We start from the raw sequence: 19086 nt of genomic DNA, 5'->3' as shown, positions 1-19086 counted from the left end.
GGACTCTGTTCAAGGCAAGTCTCAGTCTTCTTCGGCCGGTTCCCATAACTTTGCCGCTGCAGGCAGCAGCGCCGATGAACCGGGCGGCACCAGAGCGATGACCAGATCCACCGGAATGAGCACGCCATTGAGGTCACGGCGGAAATTCCGTGCATGGGCATCGGTGATGAGAATGCCATCCCGCTGGCGATACCACGTCACCCCATGCACCTCGGGATTGATGATGTGGGCGTCGTCCACCCGCTCAAACCCATGGGCGGCGAAAAACGCCTCCGCGTCCTCCAGCGTGGCCGGCAGATTCTCATCCTCCGGGATGAACGGCTGCTCCACCGCCATCTGCGGCTCACGGTCAGAGCCGGTGACTTTGCCAAGGTAATGGGTGGTCATCCCGAAAACGTCATCCATGACAGCCCAGCGACGCAGATATTCGGAAGGCAGCGCTGCCCGCATCATGATGCCGGGTTTTGTTCTGAAAAGTGCGTGGATCGAGCAGCTTCGTCTCGTCCATGATCCGGCCATAAAAGCCGGGCAGGGTATGTTTGATGACGGTTTCTGACTGATCAGGAATAAAAACCGTGTGCTCTCCGCCGATAAAGGAAGGCGGATAGCCTGGAACGCCGACCTCAAGTTCTTCCAAAAGACGGCTCAGCTCACTCTCGCGGGCGGAGGGGATGAGCTTGCCCGATTGGCAGCCAAAATGGAGCGAATGGCCTGCTCCCGCGAGACGCGCGGCTGATTGGAGCAGATCGCCCGTAACTTTTTTGGGTCCGTGATGATGACCGCCTTGGGTTTCATGCTCGTAAACTAGCACGAGTCCCAGGAGCGTCATCTGGAAAATCTCCCATCCAGGGAACACTGATTCACCGGTTGAACATCCCTTCCGGCTGCGCTTCTCTCCTCCCTCACTTTCTCTCTCAAAAAAACATGAACTACGACCTCATCGTTATCGGCGGCGGGCCTGCGGGCTACGTCGGAGCCATCCGCGCAGCGCAACTCGGCAAAAAAGTGGCCTGCGTCGAAAACGACCGCGCCGGGGGCACCTGCCTGAACTGGGGCTGCATTCCCACCAAGGCCCTGCTGAAGAACGCCGAGCTGTACCACACCATCACCCACCGCGCCGAGGAGTTCGGCCTCAAGATCGGCAGCGTCGAGTACGACTGGTCCAAGGTCATCGGCCGCAGCCGCGGCGTCAGCGACAAGCTCAACAAGGGCATCGAGTTCCTCTTCAAGAAGAACAAGGTGGACTACCTCAAAGGCACCGCCAGCATCCCCGCCGCAGGCAAGGTCGAAGTGACCGCCGCTGACGGCACCAAGGCCACCCACGAGGCGGCCAACATCCTCATCGCCACCGGCGCGAAAACCCGCCCGATGCCCGGCTTCCCCTTCAATGGCAAGACCGTCATCGGCAGCAAGGAGGCCATGACCCTCGACAAGCAGCCGAAGAGCATCATCGTCATCGGCGCCGGAGCCATCGGCATTGAGTTCGCCTACTTCTTCAATGCCTATGGCACCAAGGTGACCGTCGTTGAAATGCTGCCAGACATCCTCCCGGTCGAGGACACCGAAGTCAGCAAGACCCTGGAAAAGAGCCTCACCAAGTCCGGCATCCGCATCCTCACCAACACCAAGGTCACCGGCACATCCGAAGATGGCAAAGGCGTGAAGATCACCGTCGAAGGCGCTGCCAACGAAACCCTTGAGGCAGACGTCTGCCTCGTCGCCATCGGCGTGGCCCCCGTGCTGCCCGGCGGCATCGAGCTCAAGCTCTCCGATCGCGGCTGGCTCCAGACCGACGAACGCTATCAGACCTCCGTCAAAGGCATCTACGGTGCCGGCGACATCATCGGGCCGCCCTGGCTCGCCCACGTCGCCAGCTATGAGGCTGTGCAGTGCGTGGAAGGTCTCTTCACCAAGCACAAGCCCAAGAAAGTCGGCGTCTTCCCCGGCTGCACCTACTGCCATCCGCAGGTGGCCAGCATCGGCCTCACCGAGCGCGCGGCCAAGGAAAAGGGCCTCAAGTTCAAGGTCGGCAAGTTCCCCTACGTGGCCAGCGGCAAGGCTCTCGCCGCCGCCGAGCCCGAAGGCTTCGTCAAGATCCTCTACGGCGAACCGCACGGCGAGATCATCGGCGCGCACATCATCGGCAGCGAAAGCACCGAGATGATCGCCGAAATCGGCCTCGCCATGAATCTCGAAGCCACCTGGGACGAAATCGAAGCCACCATCCACGCCCATCCGACCCTGTCTGAGATGGTCAAGGAGGCGACAGAAGTCGCCAAGGGGCATCCGATTCATGTGTAAACGGGAAGGGGGCTTCTAGCTTCGCAACTTCTTCAACGGGCGGCCAGTGATGGCCGCCCGTTTTAGTAATCAGGAGTCAACTTGCTTCCAAGTGCTCATAACCTGTCTTGCGCACCCAATCTTTGCCTTTAACATCTGGTGAGATGTCACCCGCTGCCCATTCACTGCTGAACATGAACCGTCTTGATCGCACAGCGATCTCGGTGGGCACGTTCGAAGACCAGCGGCGCGAGGATTACGAATACTGGATGTCGCGTCCGGCGCGGGAGCGCTTCCTAGGCATCGAAAAACTACGACTCGCTTACTATGGAGAGGCTGCTCTCAGACGATCTGACCGAGTTTTTGAGGTATCTCAACGAGGAGAAGGTTGAGTATCTCTTGATCGGCGGCTGGGCAGTGGGATACCACGGCTACCCGCGACTGACCCAGGACATGGACGTCTGGGTGGAGATGAGCGTCGAGAACACGCACCGCATTCTGAAGAGTCTGGAGCGATTCGGTTTTAAGCCGGGCATGGTCGATGAATCGCTGTTTCTCAAGCCTGGAAACATCGTTCGTTTTGGTTTTCCCCCGAACCGGATTGAGATTCTCAATCAGATTTCAGGCGTCGAATTTGCCGAATGCGTTTCACGCAAACAAATGGCCGATTTCGACGGCCTTACAGTGCCGGTCATTGCGCTGGAAGATTTGATCCGTAACAAGCGGGCGAGTGGCCGACACAAGGACTTGGCGGATATTGAAGGATTGAATGTAGACGATTGATTGCCTCTAAGGCCAACGGTTCCTGACAAGTAAGCGCGCTGCATCCCGTATAGGCATCTCCATCCTCCACCATGAACCGCCGTCAGTTCCTCCACACCACTTCCGCCGCAGCTCTCACCGCATCGTCCTGCACCACGACGACCCAGCGGGCGGACAAGCTGATCATCGACACCCATCAGCACCTCTGGGGTCGTGGCTTCGTGAATCCACCTTGGGTCAAAACATCGCCTGAAGTGCTGCAGCATGACTTCCTCACCCCCGAGTATCTGGAGGCCACTCATGGCCTCAACGTGAAGGCGATCTACATGGAAGTGGATGTCGCTCCGAAAGATCACATCAAGGAGGCCGACGCCATCGTGGCGCAAATCCGCGCCCGCAACACTCCGACCATCGCCGCCACGATCGGCGGGCGTCCCGCCTCAGCAGATTTCGAAAGCTACGTGCAGCGCTACGCCGGCAACGGCATCGTCAAAGGCCTGCGCCAGGTGCTGCACGGCCCCTCCACCCCTGCTGGCTACTGCCTGCGCCCCGATTTCGTGCGCGGTGTGCAGACGCTCGGCAAACACGGCCTAAACTTCGAGCTCACCATGCGCCCCACAGAACTGCACGATGCCGTGAAGCTCATCCAGCAGTGCCCGGAGACCCGCTTCGTCCTCGACCACTGCGGCAACGGCGATCCCAAGGCCTTCAACCCCAAACTCGGCCCCGGCCTGAAACGCAGCTGCACCGCCGACGGCTGGAAACGCGGCATCGATGCCGTGGCCGCGTGCCCCGGCGTGATGTGCAAGATCAGCGGCATCGTCGCCTTCGTTCCACCCGGCGAATGGCGCGCCGAAGACCTCGCCCCCGTGGTCAACCACTGCCTCGATGCCTTCGGCCCCGACCGCGTCTTCTTCGGCGGCGACTGGCCCGTCTGCCTCCTCGGCAGCCGCGTGCGCGGCTGGGTCGAGGCCCTGGATCAGATCGTGGCCTCACGCCCCTTCGCCGACCAGCGCAAGCTATGGTCCGGCAATGCGACCAAGTTTTACAAGCTGTGACTCCTGCGTAGGACGGATGTGGCGACAGCCCGTCCTTCCATGAGCGCACAAGCACTACCAATGTGTTCTCAAGCTTTGGCATGGTAAAAACTCGCGTCAGCGTTTTGGAGTGCTCCAGCCCTCTGGAGCTTTTCGCGAGCCATAGAATACTCGAAAGCGCCGGAGGACCGGCGCACTCCAAAACGCATAGCGCAGGCGGCGCTTCGATTTTAAGTGTCCTCAATCCAGCGTCTGCCGGTAGCGAAACACCCCAATAAACAACGCCACAATCGCAAACAGCCCGATCTGCCAGAGCTGAAGGGAGATGTCGGCAAAGTCATTCCCCTTCAGCAGCACCCCGCGAATGATGCGCAGAAAGTGCGTGAGCGGCAGCACCTCGCCGATGTTCTGCGCCCACTGCGGCATGCCTCGAAAGGGAAACATAAAGCCCGAAAGCAGCAGCGAGGGCAGGAAGAAAAAGAACGAACCCTGCACGGCCTGCAGCTGGTTGGTGGCCAGCGTGGAGAACGTGATCCCCACCGCGAGATTCGCGGCGATGAAGACAAACGCGGCAACAAAGAGCAGGCCAAGATTCCCCACCATCGGCACATGAAAGAGGAAATGCGCCGCGATCAAAATGAGCACCACCTGAATGTAGCCGACGAACATGTAAGGGATGATCTTCCCCAGCAGGACTTCAAACGGCCGCGTCGGCATCGAGAGCAGATTCTCCATCGTGCCGCGCTCGCGCTCACGCGTGATGGCCAGCGCGGTGATCATGACCATCGTCATCGTGAGCACCACGCCCATGAGACCGGGGACAATGTTATACTGCGTGACCGCCTCCGGATTGTACAGCGCGTGAATGCGCAGGTCGATGGGAGCCTCGCTTTGCGCCAGATAAGCGAGAGGGCCCTTGAAGTCATTCATGAGCGCCGTGGTCAGCAGCGGGCGCATGATGTTGATGGCATTGCTCGTCGCCGCAGGGTCCGTGGCATCCGCTTCGATCAGCAGCGTCGGCTTGTCTCCGCGCAGCAGGTCCCGTGAAAAATCCTGCGGGATGGTGATGACAAACTGCACCTCCCCATGCTCCAGCACCTCGCGCGCCTCGTCCTCGCTCTTCACCTGCCGCACAAACTCATAGTAGCCGCTGTTGCGGATGGCGCTGAGCAGCGTGCGTGCCTGCGGTCCCTGATCATTCATAAGCACAGCCGCAGGCAGGTGCTTGGGGTCGGAGTTGATCGCGTAGCCAAACAGCATGAGCTGCAGCAGCGGTATGCCCACCATCATGCCAAAGGTCACGCGGTCACGCCGCATCTGGATGAACTCCTTGATGATGATCGCCAGAAAGCGTGTGATGGAAAAGTAGCGGTTCATGCGGCGGCGAAGTTGTCCTTCGATTGATCCATCAGGTGAATGAACACGTCCTCAAGCCCGGGGCGGATGAGCGTCCATTCGTAGTCATTGCGAAAGGGCGCAATGGCCTGCTCCAAAGCCGCTGCATCGCCACCGCTCACATGCAGCGAGGTGCCAAACGCCACCGCCTGATGCACGCCCGGTTTCCCGCGCAACTCGCCCGCGAGCTTCAGCAGTTCATTCCCTTTCACCTGCCAGGTGGTGAGGTGGGCGCTCTCAATCACCTCCTGCACCGTGCCATGCGTGAGCAGATTGCCATACGCGAGATAGGCCAGTCGATGACAGCGCTCGGCCTCATCCATGTAATGCGTGGTGATGAGAAACGTCAGTCCTTCGGAGGCCAGTTGATGAATCTGCTCCCAGAAATCGCGGCGCGCCTTCGGGTCCACACCTGCCGTCGGTTCATCCAGCAGCAGCAGCTTGGGCTCATGGATCAAACAAGCCGCCAGTGCGAGCCTTTGCTTCCAGCCTCCTGACAACTGGCCCGCCAGTTGCTGCTCGCGTCCGGAGAGGCCCAGCCGTTTGATGGAGGTGCTCACCGTCTTCTCCCGATTTTTGACGCCATACATCCGCGCCACGAAATCCAGGTTCTCACGAATGCTCAGGTCTTCATAAAAGCTGAAGCGCTGCGTCATGTACCCCACCTGCTTTTTGATCTCCTCGCTCTGCTTGATCACATCAAAACCCAGGCACGTACCGCTGCCTTCGTCCGCCTTGAGCAAGCCGCACAGCATGCGGATGAAGGTGGTCTTGCCACTGCCATTGGGCCCCAGGAAGCCATAGATCTCGCCTTTGCGCACCTGCAGGTCGATCTTGTTCACGACCGTGCGCGTGCCGAAACGCTTCGTCATGCCTTTCACGTCGATGGCCAGTTCCTCGCTCATCGTCAGGGCGCGAATTCCACATCGACCGGCTGCCCCGGGTGCAGCTTCGCCGCCACAGCATCATCAAAGCGAAGCTCGATCATGAACACCAGCTTGCTGCGGTTCTCCTGGCTGTAAATCACCGGCGGGGTGTACTCCGCCTGCGGCGCGATGAAGCTGACCTTCGAACTCAGCGGCTCGACAACCCCATCAAGCCGAACCTTCACCGCATCACCCACCTTCAAAGTCGTCAGCCGCGTTTCCGGCACAAACGTGCGCACCTTGATGTTCGCCGGCGGCAGCAGTGACACCACCGGCCGTCCCGCCACCACCATCTCGCCAGCGCGATAGAGCGTGTCATTCACCACTCCGGCCTGCGGCGCGCTTTGCTGCTTCTGCGATAGATCCCACGCCGCCTTGGCCAGCGCCGCCTCACGTGCCTTCACCTCCGCTTCCAGTGCTGCCACCGCATCGCTGCGCATGCCCAAAGTGGCAGTCTTCAGATCCGCCTCCAGTTGTTCGACTCGCTGGCGGCTCTGCACATTCGTGCTGCGGGCCTGGTCCGTGCTGTCCACCGCCACCGCGCCGGATTTCGTCAGCTCAAGCTGCCGCGCCAGCTCGATCTCCGACAAGGCCAGAACCTCACGCGCCTGCTTCAGCTGCGCCTCCAGCGACGCAATCTCAGTCGGCCGCTTGCCTTTCTTCGCATCCTCCAGCGTGTTCTTGGCCTGCTGCAGCCGATGGCTCGCCTCATCCCGCGCCGCCGTTTCCGCGATGTCTTCCAGCGCAAACAGCACGTCGCCCTCCTTCACCTGCGCACCCCGCTGCACATTCAGCTTTGTCAGCTTGCCACCCAGTGGTGAAGACACATACACAAACTCGCCCTCCACATAGCCTTGCAGCAGATTGGACGGCGGGCGCTTGCAACCAAGCAACCCGAGAATCAGCACCATGGCGCCGATGGAGTGGAACGACTGCTTCATATCTGAGGGTAACCGGCACAGCGGTTACCCTGTTACGAGCAGGTTGCAAGGTGCAGAAGCTCTTGTCTGTGCTTCCCGCGCAGGTTCACTTCACCACGCCCAGCACTTCCAGCTCATGAATGGACCAGTACGTTCCCTTTGCTTCACCAGTCTGCGAAATGCGGATGGATTTCACCTTGGCCGGTTTAGGGAAGAGGTATTCGACGGCTCCTGCGTCGCCTTTTCCTTGAAGGACCGGCTTCTCCCATTCAGTGCCGTTGAGTGACAGCTCGATCTTGTACTGGCGCGGGTAGTCGTTGTGGGATTTGCCCGTGTCGAGCACCAGGCCGGAGATATCGGTGGCTTCGGGGAGATCAATCTGGAACCACATGTCCGGAGTCTGCGGCTTGCGGGTGTCCCAGCGCGTGGCGATGTCACCATCGATGGCCTTGGCAGTTTCCTTTTCATTGTTGCTGGCGGTAAGCTTCCACGCCGCGCGGTTTTTCAGCGGCTGCGGATAGAGCGCCTGCAACTCCTCGATGGTCCACGGCGTGGTGCGCTTGGAGAGCTCTTTGCGCAGCTTCTCCACCTCCTTTTTCTGCACCAGCTTCCCATTGTTGCCAAAAGCCTTGCGGATGTAGCTCGTCACGTCCGCGATCCATTGGTCGTTGTTTGTGGCCATAGGCACCATCTGCGCCTCGTAGGTCTTGCCATTGATGGGACCACCAAGGCCGTTCATCATCACACGCACGATGGCGTCTCCCTGCACCGCGGTTTTGGAGCCAGCGAGTGGCGGCGCGAGCGTCGCGCCTTCACGGCCGGCGATGGGCATGCCATTGCCATCGAAGCCGTGGCAGGCGAAGCACAAAGACCGGAAGATCTCCTGGCCGCGCTCCAGCTGCTTCTTCTCATCCTTGGTGAAGCTGCCGCTGATCTTCGGTGCCTCCACCAGCAGCTGCGCGCCGATTTCCCTCACACCGATGCTGGGAGAGGTCATGAGCACCGTCTGCGCTTCGAGTTTCCAGTTCGGCCAGTTGAAATGACGGCTGGTGTAAAGCGTCTGCAGCACCACCGTCGGATCTTTGTCAGCACGCAGGGCTTTGATGTCGGCGATCAAAGCCGTATCACCTTTCTTCAGCAGCGTTTCCGCCACGCGGATGGCATTCGCACGAAGCTGCGGATGCTCGTCCTTCATCGAGGTGTGCACGATTTCCGGCGTGACCGCATCCAGTCCTTCCAGCGTCCACAGCGCGTGCAGGCGGGCGAGATGGTTGTCATTCTTCGCTGCCATCTCAATGAGGGCAGGCACCACGGATTTGTCGTTCTTCACCACCAGCATGCGCTGCGCAGTGTCGCGCCAGAAGCCGTTCGGATGCGTGAGATGCGCCACCAGTTGTGCAGACGTCTCGCCAATCATCTTCGGCTGCGGGCCGGGCTTGAAATCCTTGTGCACCAGACGCCACACACGGCCGTGTCCGGTCACATGCTGCATGCCTGTTGGCTCAATCGCTCCACGCAGAAAGCTGCCCGGCTTCACCCAGTTGCCCTCTTGAATGATGCCACGATACGCATCCACAATATACAGACAACCATCCGGCCCGGTGGTCATGTTCAGCGGGCGGAAGTTCGGGTCGCTGCTGCGGATGAACTCGGTCATCTCCGCCTCATACGGATTGGTCACGGTGGTAATGCCATCCTTCACTTCGACGATGGAGCGGCGGATCAAACGACCCACCGGCTCAGGCAGAAACACATTGCCATACATTTCCTTCGGCAAGCGGTCACCGCGATAGATCGTCTGTCCGGCGCAGCCCGTGAAGTGGTTCAACCGCAGATCCTCAGGCGAATGAAAGCGCCCCGGCCCTCCCTGGAAATCACCCAGCGCCACAATCGGCCACACCGTATCAAACTTCTCGCTCTTCTGCTGCGGCACATTGATCGCGGCGTAGAGGATCGGTGCCTGGTAGTTCCACAGGCCCTTTTCGCCACCCGCATTGCTCCACCACATCTTGCCGTAATCATCCTGCGCCAGACCCCACTGCCCGCCATTCGGTGCGGTGTTTTCTTTGAGCGGCGCATCCTTGCCGTTCCAGCGCAGGCGGTAGCCGTTATAGGTCGTGTAAATCCAGTTATCCAGACCCCACACCAGACCGCTGGGCTGGTGCTCCATGTTGCCGCCGCGCGGACCGCCGACATACCACGGCGACTGCTCGTCAGCCACGCCGTCACCATTTGCATCGCGATGCAGCGTGATGTCATTCGTGTCCGTGATGCCCACCAGCACGCGGTCATCAAGCGGCAGCACCATGCGTGGAAGAAGGATGTTGTCGAGATACACACTGTGCTTGTCATACACGCCGTCTCCCTTCGTCGATTCATGCAGCGAGATGCGGCTCTTCGGCGTCAGCTCGTCCGTGCCGTCGATGTCCTGCATGTAGGTGCGCATTTCGACGATGTACATCTTGCCGTTCCCGTCGAACGCGATCGCCGTCGGCTCTTTGATGATCGGATCGCTCAGCACCAGCTCCAATGAGTAGCCATTCGGCAGTTCAATTGTTTTCAGCTCCTCCTCGGCGGTCAGTGCCTTGACGGGGAAGGTGTAAGTCGGCTTCGTTTGAGCGAATGCCGCAGTGCCGGCGAAGGCGAGGAAGGAAAGAAGACGGAGGTGCATGACGGACGGTGGTTGAAATATCGCCATTTACATACTGCCGCCACCCTCCGTTCCTTTGGTGACAGGCTGCCAATTTTTGTTAAAATCCGGCCATGCCACTGCCTCGCCTCCAAGCCGAGTTTTTCGCCCAGATCGCCGATCCGCAGGGCGTGCGCGCCATCTTCGAGCACATGCCGGGCGTGTTCTTTTTCATGAAGGATGATCAGGGACGCCACATCGCCGCAAACAGCGCCACCTATGAACGCTTCGGCATCAAGAGCGAGCGCGAACTCGTCGGCGCGATGGACGAGAAATTCTTTCCGCCCGATATTGCCAAAGCCTACCGCGAGGATGACCAGAAGGTCATCCGCAGCGGCAAGCCGCTTATCAACCGCCTCGAAGTCTGGTATGACGAGCAGCACAACCTGAACTGGTTCCTCTGCACCAAGCTCCCTGTGCTCGACAGACGCGGCAAAGTCATCGGCGTCATGGGCATCACCCGGCGGGATGAAGACCGCATGCGCCAGCACGATGTGCGCGAAGTGACCGCCGCCATTCAATACGCCCGTGCGCACTGCCATGAGGTCGTCACCGCTGCGGAACTCGCCCGCGCCGCCGGAGTCTCAGAGCGTCACCTTCACCGCAAGCTCCGTGCCGCCCTCGGTCTCAGCCCCTACGAGCTGCTGCTGCGCGCACGCGTTCAATCCGCCGCCGAAGCCCTGGCCAAAACATCCACCCCCATCATCCAGATCGCCCTCGACCACGGCTTCTGCGATCAAAGCGCCTTCACCCAGCAGTTCCGCAAACGCACCGGCATGACCCCCAAGGAGTTTCGCACCCGGCACCACGGGTGATGGTTCAAACGCAATCAGCCATCAGAGGACGCCGCGCGAAGAAAAGCCAGCCTTTGGCGCAAGCTGTTGGCCGCAGAGGTGTCCGGCAGCAGGGACTCATCAAGCATGAGCGTCAATTCCCATCCTCCATGCGGCTGCCTGACATGTTCCGCACCCAAACTGCTCCACCACGTGAGCATCACATGATTTTCATCCAGCACCTGCGCCACAAACTTCCGGATGCCAATCGAGTACGCATGCTCCCAGATCGCGGCCAGCAAAATCGTTCCAGCACCTTGCCCCTGAAACTCATCCGCCACTGTGAAGGAGACTTCCGCCGTGTCTGCATGCTCTCCCATGCGCCAGAATGAGCCGCCTCCCACACCCGGAACATCATCGTTGTTTTCGACGACAATGATCCAGCTCGCATGCAGCCCCTGATCTTCCGCGCAGAGCCGGTCGATGAAGGTCGGATTGGCCCCGCGAAAGCTTGTCCAGAACCTGAAGTACGTGGACTCAGGCGAAAGCCTCCTGAAGGCCTCAATGATCCGCTCCCGATCATCCGGCAGCAGCGGACGCAGGATCACCGGAAGTTGGTCGCGAAGTTTGAGTCGATAGTGGTCCAGCAAAACAGAGAGGTTTGATTTGCATCCAAATAGTGGCCAAATGGGCATCAGTTCAACCACGACAAAGCGGACATCTGGCAATCCGATTTGTGAGAAGCCGCATCCTTGTTTAGCCTGCACCCATGCCTGCCCCGCGAAACACCCCCAAATCCGAAGTCCTGCGCGGACTTGTGGACCGGGTCGTGTTCCACAATGAGGACAATGGCTACTGCATCCTGAAAATCGTCCCCGAAGGCCGGCGCGATGTCGTGAGCCTGATCGGCAAAGCTCCCCGCGTGGTCGCCGGAGAAGAATTCGAGGCCCGGGGCGTGTGGGAGCCGAACCGCGACTTCGGCCCGCAGTTCAAAGCAGACGCGCTCAAGCTCCGCCGCCCCGATTCGCTCGCAGGCATCGAGCGCTACCTCGGCAGCGGCTTGATCGAAGGCATCGGGCCCAAGTACGCGAAGCGCATGGTGGAGAAGTTCGGGCCCAAGGTCTTCGACATCATCGAAAACGAATCCAAGAAGCTCGAAGATGTGGAAGGCGTGGGCAAGAAGCGCCGCGTGGAAATCCGCGAATCATGGATCAAACAGAAGTCGATCCACGGCATCATGCTCTTCCTCCATCAGCATGGCATCAGTTCCTCCCGTGCCCTGCGCATTTATAAAACGTACGGCGAAGAGTCGCAGGCGGTGCTGAAGGAGAACCCCTACCGTCTGGCGCAGGACATTCGCGGCATTGGTTTCAAAACAGCGGATGACATCGCCTATCAACTTGGCGTGGCCGAAGATGCTCCGGAACGAATCAAGGCGGGGATTCTGCATGTGCTCGAAACCGCCGCCGGAAGCGGCCATTGCTGCGTTCCAGAAACCGAGGTGATCAAAAAAGCCATCGACCTTCTCGGTGTGGAGGCCTTGATCGCACCACAGATCGACGCGCTCATCGCCAGCGATCAACTCGAACGGCACGAGACCTTTCTCTACCTGCCCTACCTGCGCGCCGCAGAGCAAAGCATCGCGGCCAATGTGAAGTCACTCGCCGCCCTGCCCGCAGCCTATCCGAGCATCGACGAAGACGCAGCCTTGGCCTGGGTGATGAAGAAGACCGGCAAGGAACTCGCCGAAAGCCAGCAGCGCGCCGTGCGTGAGGCCCTGCGGCATCGCCTGCTCATCATCACCGGCGGCCCCGGCGTGGGAAAGACCACCATTCTCCGCAGCATCCTCCTCATCCTGCAAAGCAAGCAGATCAAACTCGTGCTCGCCGCGCCCACCGGCCGTGCGGCCAAGCGTCTCACCGAAAGCACGGGCCTTGAAGCCAAGACCCTCCACCGACTCCTCGAATACCAAGGCGAAGGCCAGTGGGGTCGTCATCGCGGCAAGCCGCTCGCGGGTCATTTGTTCGTCGTCGATGAAGCCTCGATGATCGATGCACCTCTCATGGCGCAGTTTCTCTCCGCATTGCCCGACGGCGCGCATCTGCTCATCGTGGGAGACGCCGATCAGCTCCCCTCCGTCGGTCCCGGCATGGTGCTGCATGATCTGATCGCCAGCGACAAGGTGCCCTGCGTGAAGCTCACCGAGATCTTCCGTCAGGCCGCCAGCAGCCGCATCATCACCAGCGCACACGCGATCAATCGCGGTCAGGTGCCCGATCTGAAACCCTCACGCAGCAGCGATTTCTTTTTCCTTCAGGAGTCCGAGCCGGAGGAGATCAAGCACACCCTCGTCGAACTCGCACACACGCGCCTCGCCACCAAATACGGTCTCGATCCCATCCGCGACATCCAGGTGCTCACGCCGATGAACCGCAACCTCCTCGGCACCATCTCGCTCAATCAATCCCTGCAGCTCGCGCTCAATCCCCCCAACGAACTCAAGTTCGAAATCGAGCGCTTCGGCGTCACCTTCCGCGTCGGCGACAAAGTCATCCAAACCCACAACAACTACGACAAGGAAGTCTTCAACGGCGACATCGGCCACATCGTCACCATCGATGCCGATCCCGTCAAAGTTCACGTCCGCTACGATGCCGACCGCCTCGTCGAATACGAGCCCGGAGAGCTTGATGAACTCCAGCTCGCCTACGCGTTGAGCATTCACAAAAGCCAGGGCAGCGAATTCCCCTGCGTCATCATCCCCGTCAGCACCCAGCACTACGTCTTGCTGGAGCGCAGCCTCATCTACACCGCCATCACACGCGCCAAAAAACTCTGCGTCCTCGTTGGCGATGAGCGCGCTCTGTCACTCGCCGTGAGCAAGCAGGAAAGCCGCAAACGCTGGACGGGGCTGCGCCAATTATTGTGCTCGTCATCCGGCGGTTGATCGGATATGAATCCCGGCATGACGGATCAAGCTCAGCTTTCCACGGCCTGGTTGAAACAGGCGTGCCGCACGCGTCGCAAGGTGAATGCCGGCTGGTGGCTTGCTCGGGCCATGCCCCTTCTGGTGATGGCGGGAGTGCTCGGCTTTGTCGTGATTTTTGTGCTCCGTTCGCGCGGCATGGAGCTGGGATGGCACCACGTCTGGCCATGGGTGGCGTCTGGCTTTGCAGCTTTGATGATCACAGCCTGGCTGCTGGCACGGCGGCAGTTTGTTTCCACCTCGCAGGCCTTGGTGCGGCTTGAGTCAGAACTCCATCTGCACAATGCCCTGACCACAGCCGCCGCAGGCCGCGGTGTCTGGCCAGCACTGGTTCCATCTGCGGACGACGGCTGGCGCTGGCGCTGGCAGACCGTGGGCGGACCCATCGCAGCGTTCGCCGGCAGTCTCGCCCTCGCGATCTTCCTGCCGGTGGCCCAGGATGCTGAAGCCAAAGCACCCACGGTGGAGCCGCAGGCCTGGGCCCAGATGGAAGACTGGCTGGAAAAGCTGAAAGAAGACCAGATCGTCACCGAGGAGGAAAAAGACGAGCAGCTCGCAAAAATCGCGGAGCTGCGGGATCAGCCACCGGAAAAGTGGTTCAGTCATGAAAGCCTCAATGCGGGGGACACCCTCAAAGAGCAGCTGCAGCGCGACATCAAACAACTGGCTCAAAATCTCACCACGGCGGAGCGCAGCCTCAATGCACTGAAAAATTATGCCGACCAGCTTTCCGTAGAGGCCAAGGAGCAGCTGCTCAAGGACTTCGATCAGGCGCTGGCTGACATGAAGTCGAGCTCCTTGGAGCTTGATCCTGAGCTGCTGAAGTCGATTGCAGGCCTCGATCCCAAAAACCTGAAGAGTCTCTCCAAGGAGCAGATGAAAGAGCTGGGCGAGTCGATGAAAAAGAAGGCGGGCGCCTGCAATGGCATGTGCAAAAACCCCGGCTTTCTCGGTGATGGCGAAGGCGAGGACGACGAACTGGCGGAGGCCTTGGGACTGCTGAAAAAACAAGGCCAGGGCATGGGGGGAGAGGGCGAGGGCCCCGGCAATGGCGGCGTCTCGCGTGGCCCGGGCACGGCACCGTTGACACTTTCCGACGAAGAAAACGATTTCGGCACGAACAAAAAAGAAGCGGTGTCGAACACCGACATGTCACGTGCCCAGGTGAGCAACATGCTGGCACTTCAGGATGGCAAACACGAAGTGGACAAGAGCCTCAAAGGCCCCCAGGCCGCCGGTGCGATTCAAAACGCCGGACAGGGCGGCGAACAGGTCTGGCGTGAGTCATTGACACCCGAGGAGAAGGCCGTGCTGAAGCGCGTTTTCCGCTAGGACTTTGCTTTCGCGTGGCACTTGTAGCGCCGTTTGTGAAATGTGTGTGAAGTTCCGTTTTCAACTCGACTTCATGCCTTGGTTCTTGTTTTAGTCGGATGAATGAACGACGCCTACGCTTCAGACGCAGAGATCCAGTCAGCATCCCTACCCGTCGATGCCCTGCGACGAACCCTGAATGAGGTGCTTTTTGGGCAAAGTGAACTCATCGAGCTGGTGCTCTGCGGCGTCATCGCACGCGGGCATGTGCTTCTCGAAGGTTTGCCGGGCCTGGGAAAAACCGAGCTGGTGAAAGGACTCTCAAAAGCCCTCAATCTCACCACCCGCCGTGTACAGTTCACGCCCGACTTGCTTCCCGGCGACATCACGGGAAATCCCGTGCTGCAGGAGGTGGATGGCAAGCGCGAGTTCGTGTTTCAACCCGGGCCCGTGTTTACCAACCTGCTGCTGGCGGATGAAATCAACCGCGCCTCTCCCAAGACGCAATCCGCACTGCTCGAAGCCATGCAGGAGCGCCGCGTGACAGTACTGGGGCAGACGCACACGCTGCCAGATCCGTTCTTTGTGCTCGCCACGCAGAATCCCATCGAGCTCGAAGGCACCTATCCGCTGCCTGAGGCGCAGGTGGACCGCTTTTTGTTCAAGCTGGAGGTGCTGCGCAATTCAGCGGAGACGCTGGCAAAGATCGTCACCCAGCGCGAACTCGGCGTGGAGCCGCAGGTGGCGTCGGTTGTGACACGTGAGGCGTTCGCGCTGATCCAGGCCACCGCACGGCGGATCTTCCTGCCTGAGATCGTCGCGGACTACATCGCGCGCATTGTCGATGCCACACACCCGGGGCAGTCGCACGCTGCATTAGGCGTGCGCTTCGGTGCCAGCCCGCGTGCCGCGCTGAGTCTGGCGGCCGCTTCAAAGGCGCGCGCGCTGATGCATGGCCGGCCAAATGCGAGCTTTGAAGACGTGCAGGCGCTGGCGCTGCCGGTGCTCAATCACCGCGTGCTGCTGGACTACACCGCACGCATGGATGGCAAGACGAGTGCCGGAGTGGTCCGTGCCATCCTCGCTGAAGTGCCCGTGCAAAACCTCGCCACACCACGCACCCTGAAGGAGGCCGCATGAAGTCTTTTCACCGCCTGCTTCTGGGCGTGCTGCTGCTGGGGGCCACGGTGGCGCATGCGCAGAAAAACATCGCCAATGAGGAGCTCGATCCGCTCACCGGCACTCGCGTGCAGGTTCGCAGCGTGTTTGATCCGCTGCCTCCTTCGGGATATGCGCCCATGCGCATCGTGGCGACGAACGGCACCGGCCGGAATGCGCGCTGGGGCTTTGATTTTCATTCGCAGACCCAGCACTACCGTCAGCAAAACGAGCACGACAGCAGCTTTGCCGTGGATGTGCCTGCACGCTCCACGCAGTCGGCTTTGTTCATGGTGCCGGTGGCTGTGGATTATGACTACAGCAGCAGGGGAGGTTCCGGCCATATGCTGCGTGTCAGCCTTTCAGGCACAGGCTTCGATGAGGCGCCCAAATTCGACCATGAGAACCGCGTCGCCGGTTTCCCGGCGCTGGCACTCAGCGAGACACTGGTGGAGTTCAACATCACACAGCTCAACAAGGAGGTGGAGTCAAAGCTGCGCTCTGGCAGCGGCGGGTATTACGGCGGCAGCGTGAACTTTGGCAGCCACTTTGAACCGGCGGATCTGCCCGATTCATGGCTGGGCTACAGCGGTTTTGATTTTGTCCTTATCAGCGGTACGGACTGGCAGAAAATGAAGCCGGCGGTGAAGCGCGCGCTGCTGGAGTGGGTGCGGCTGGGCGGGAATCTGCATGTGTATCTCTCGCCCGGGACTTACCCTGAGTCTCTTGGCCTGCCAGACATCATCAATGCGTTCTCACACACGGTCTCGCTGGGAAAAATCGTCACCTTGAGCTGGGATGGCAAGACCCTGCCCGCGACTCAGACGGTGAACCGTTACTGGGGTGAGCCACAGCGCGTGAACACCCTCAGGTATGATCATTCCCGCGTGGGTGTATGGCCGTTGCTGAAATTGCTGGGCACGCGCAGCTTTGCCTCCTGGCAGGTCATTGTGTTTCTTGTGGTCTTCGGCATGCTGGTGGGGCCGGTGAATCTTTTCGTGCTGGCTCCGGCTGGCAAGAGGCACAAGCTCTTCATCACCACGCCATTGCTGTCCATCGGTGCCAGTGTCGTCATGGTGGGACTGATCCTGGTGCAGGATGGTACTGGCGGTGTGGGGCGGCGCTTCGTTGCCATCAATCTCGAGCCCGGCGAAGCGGCGGCCTATGTGACGCAGGAGCAGATTAGCCGCACCGGCGTCCTGCTGGGCGCAGGCTTTGAGATGAAGCAGCCCGTGCTGATCGAACCCTTGGTCATGCCAGACTCGCCATGGGCAAAATTGAAAAAGACCTCCACCGCGCAGTCCGCGAATCTGACGCAGGACGGACGCGAACGCCGTGGCAATTTCTTCCAAAGCCGCGCAGAGCAGGGGCAGGTACTGAGGGCCGCCGTCTCGACTCGCGCGCGTCTCGAGCTCAAGGCCGGTGCCGCTCCTGACGCCGCACCGACACTGATCTCAGCACTCGGCTTCACGGTTGAGGAACTGTTTTACACAGACGTAGCGGGTGCACACTGGCGGCTCGAAAAACCGCTGAGCACCGGCCAGAGTGCCACGCTGGTCAAAACGGACGCGACAACGAAAAACCCCTGGCTGGATGACGCCGTCAATCCTGCCGTGGACTCGCTGCGCATTTCGCTCAACAACACCACCACGGACCGGCGCTCGTTCTTCGTCGCGAAGGCCCGGAAGGCACCGGATTTCACACTCGACACCCTGTCCTCCATCCGCTGGGAGGACGATCGCATTGTTGTCTTCGGCCCGGTCACGCAGCCCTGAACTCCGCATCTTCGATCTTCATGTCATCGTCTGTTTCAAACTCCGCCCCCGCCCACGAGATGGATCGCAGCCAGCCTGCGGTCGTGGTGGAGGATCTGCACCGCACTTTCGGCACCCTGAAGGCGGTGGATGGCGTGTCCTTCAGCATTGATCACGGACGGGTGGTTGGCTTCGTCGGTGCCAATGGTGCAGGCAAAACCACCACCATGCGCATCATGGCCACGCTGGATTCTCCCGGCAGCGGCCGGGTTTGCATGGGCGGGCACAACGTCGTGCATCATCCAGCCAAAGTTCGCCGGCTGCTGGGCTGGATGCCGGACAGCTTCGGCACCTATGAGCACATGACCGTGCTCGAATACCTCGACTTCTACGCACGCGCCCTCGGCTTCAAAGGCGCGGACCGCCTCCGCCGCATCCAGGAGGTGATGGACTTCACCGATCTCACGCCGCTGGCAGATCGCATGAGCAACAAGATGTCCAAAGGCCAGACCCAGCGCCTTTGCCTGGGCCGCGCGCTTTTGCATGATCCTCAGATCCTCATCCTCGATGAGCCCGCGGCGGGCCTTGATCCCAAGGCGCGTGTGGAGTTGAAAAATCTCATCCGCATTCTCGCGCAGGAGGGCAAAACCATTCTCATCAGCTCCCACATCCTCAGCGAACTTGGCGAGATGTGCGACAGCCTGCTCTTCATCGACAAAGGCCGCATCGTGCATCATGGCGACGCCGAAAGCATGGTTCGCGGCACCGAGACCGCCGGCGAGACACTGGTGAATGTGCAGATCGCCGGCGAACCCTCCAAGCTCATCGAATGGGCGCTCACCGCCCCGCTCATCAAGGTCGAAGAAGAGACCAAGCGCGGCGCGCGTCTGCGCATTCAGTCCGTAGACGATGCCACCCTGGCAGGAGTGCTGCGCCGCATGATCCAGGACGGCCTCCCCGTGCTCGACTACCACCGCGAAGAGCGCCGCCTCGAAGACGCCTTCATCGACATGCTCGGGCAGATTGACAAGAACACCTTCAAAGCGCCGCCGCCGGGAGGGTTGCCGCCAAAAAACGCAGAGGACGCAAAATAAT

16 protein-coding genes are annotated in these 19086 nt (G+C 60.3%); 9 read left to right on the top strand and 7 right to left on the bottom strand.

From position 1 onward, the window contains the following. Positions 1-21 precede the first annotated feature (21 nt). Together AC3RLQ_RS20455 and AC3RLQ_RS20450 are read right to left on the bottom strand one after the other, a co-directional pair. Positions 22-405: a hypothetical protein gene (locus AC3RLQ_RS20455; RefSeq protein WP_493030495.1), complete on the bottom strand. Its 384-nt coding sequence runs from the start codon at positions 403-405 to the stop codon at positions 22-24. After that, positions 398-829 (bottom strand): hypothetical protein, encoded by a 432-nt coding sequence (locus tag AC3RLQ_RS20450; protein ID WP_493030494.1) that lies wholly within the window; start codon positions 827-829, stop codon positions 398-400. The genes AC3RLQ_RS20455 and AC3RLQ_RS20450 overlap by 8 nt, the downstream gene beginning before the upstream one ends. Before the next feature lie 95 nt (positions 830-924). Here AC3RLQ_RS20450 and lpdA point away from each other — a divergent pair, with 95 nt between their 5' ends. From lpdA to AC3RLQ_RS20435, 3 genes are all read left to right on the top strand, one after another. Continuing rightward, positions 925-2301, top strand: coding sequence for a dihydrolipoyl dehydrogenase (gene lpdA / locus AC3RLQ_RS20445; RefSeq protein ID WP_487687809.1), 1377 nt, complete (start codon positions 925-927; stop codon positions 2299-2301). A gap of 306 nt (positions 2302-2607) precedes the next feature. Beyond that, the gene (locus AC3RLQ_RS20440; protein ID WP_493030493.1) at positions 2608-3063 is read left to right on the top strand and encodes a nucleotidyltransferase; all 456 of its coding nucleotides are present in this window, start codon (positions 2608-2610) and stop codon (positions 3061-3063) included. A gap of 71 nt (positions 3064-3134) precedes the next feature. Further along, on the top strand, positions 3135-4100 hold the full coding sequence (locus tag AC3RLQ_RS20435) for an amidohydrolase family protein (RefSeq protein WP_493030492.1): 966 nt from the start codon (positions 3135-3137) through the stop codon (positions 4098-4100). A 219-nt stretch (positions 4101-4319) separates the two neighbouring features. On the opposite strand, the gene AC3RLQ_RS20430 is transcribed toward AC3RLQ_RS20435, so the two are convergent. The 4 genes from AC3RLQ_RS20430 to AC3RLQ_RS20415 all read right to left on the bottom strand — a co-directional run bounded on the left by AC3RLQ_RS20430 (position 4320) and on the right by AC3RLQ_RS20415 (position 9991). Then, positions 4320-5456, bottom strand: a complete 1137-nt coding sequence (locus AC3RLQ_RS20430; protein ID WP_493030491.1) for an ABC transporter permease — start codon at positions 5454-5456, stop codon at positions 4320-4322. After that, positions 5453-6379 (bottom strand): ABC transporter ATP-binding protein, encoded by a 927-nt coding sequence (locus AC3RLQ_RS20425; protein ID WP_493030490.1) that lies wholly within the window; start codon positions 6377-6379, stop codon positions 5453-5455. Before AC3RLQ_RS20425 ends, AC3RLQ_RS20430 begins: the two co-directional genes overlap by 4 nt. A 2-nt stretch (positions 6380-6381) precedes the next feature. Then, positions 6382-7341, bottom strand: coding sequence for an HlyD family secretion protein (locus tag AC3RLQ_RS20420; protein ID WP_493030488.1), 960 nt, complete (start codon positions 7339-7341; stop codon positions 6382-6384). An 85-nt stretch (positions 7342-7426) separates the two neighbouring features. Beyond that, the gene (locus tag AC3RLQ_RS20415; RefSeq protein WP_493030487.1) at positions 7427-9991 is read right to left on the bottom strand and encodes a DUF7133 domain-containing protein; all 2565 of its coding nucleotides are present in this window, start codon (positions 9989-9991) and stop codon (positions 7427-7429) included. 92 nt (positions 9992-10083) lie between these two features. Here AC3RLQ_RS20415 and AC3RLQ_RS20410 point away from each other — a divergent pair, with 92 nt between their 5' ends. Beyond that, positions 10084-10824, top strand: coding sequence for an AraC family transcriptional regulator (locus AC3RLQ_RS20410; RefSeq protein ID WP_493030485.1), 741 nt, complete (start codon positions 10084-10086; stop codon positions 10822-10824). Positions 10825-10838: 14 nt separating this feature from the next. Here the strand turns inward: AC3RLQ_RS20410 and AC3RLQ_RS20405 are convergent, their stop codons facing one another. Beyond that, positions 10839-11432, bottom strand: a complete 594-nt coding sequence (locus AC3RLQ_RS20405) for a GNAT family N-acetyltransferase (protein WP_493030484.1) — start codon at positions 11430-11432, stop codon at positions 10839-10841. Between the two features lie 119 nt (positions 11433-11551). Here AC3RLQ_RS20405 and recD2 point away from each other — a divergent pair, with 119 nt between their 5' ends. From recD2 to AC3RLQ_RS20380, 5 genes are all read left to right on the top strand, one after another. Further along, a complete protein-coding gene (gene recD2, locus AC3RLQ_RS20400) occupies positions 11552-13729 on the top strand; it encodes an SF1B family DNA helicase RecD2 (protein ID WP_493030483.1) in 2178 nt (725 codons plus the stop codon). Between the two features lie 18 nt (positions 13730-13747). After that, the gene (locus AC3RLQ_RS20395; RefSeq protein WP_493030482.1) at positions 13748-15100 is read left to right on the top strand and encodes a hypothetical protein; all 1353 of its coding nucleotides are present in this window, start codon (positions 13748-13750) and stop codon (positions 15098-15100) included. Between the two features lie 102 nt (positions 15101-15202). Next, the gene (locus tag AC3RLQ_RS20390; protein WP_493030481.1) at positions 15203-16219 is read left to right on the top strand and encodes an AAA family ATPase; all 1017 of its coding nucleotides are present in this window, start codon (positions 15203-15205) and stop codon (positions 16217-16219) included. After that, positions 16216-18012 carry a hypothetical protein gene (locus AC3RLQ_RS20385; protein WP_493030480.1) on the top strand — a complete coding sequence of 599 codons (1797 nt, stop codon included), beginning with the start codon at positions 16216-16218 and terminating at the stop codon, positions 18010-18012. The genes AC3RLQ_RS20390 and AC3RLQ_RS20385 overlap by 4 nt, the downstream gene beginning before the upstream one ends. Before the next feature lie 20 nt (positions 18013-18032). Next, positions 18033-19085 (top strand): ABC transporter ATP-binding protein, encoded by a 1053-nt coding sequence (locus tag AC3RLQ_RS20380; RefSeq protein ID WP_493030479.1) that lies wholly within the window; start codon positions 18033-18035, stop codon positions 19083-19085. Position 19086 lies beyond the last annotated feature (1 nt).

This window comes from Prosthecobacter sp. GW821-HT29F12, from assembly GCF_058803405.1.
Note: the sequence above shows the minus strand (reverse complement) of the source record. Positions and strands in the feature narration are given on the sequence as shown.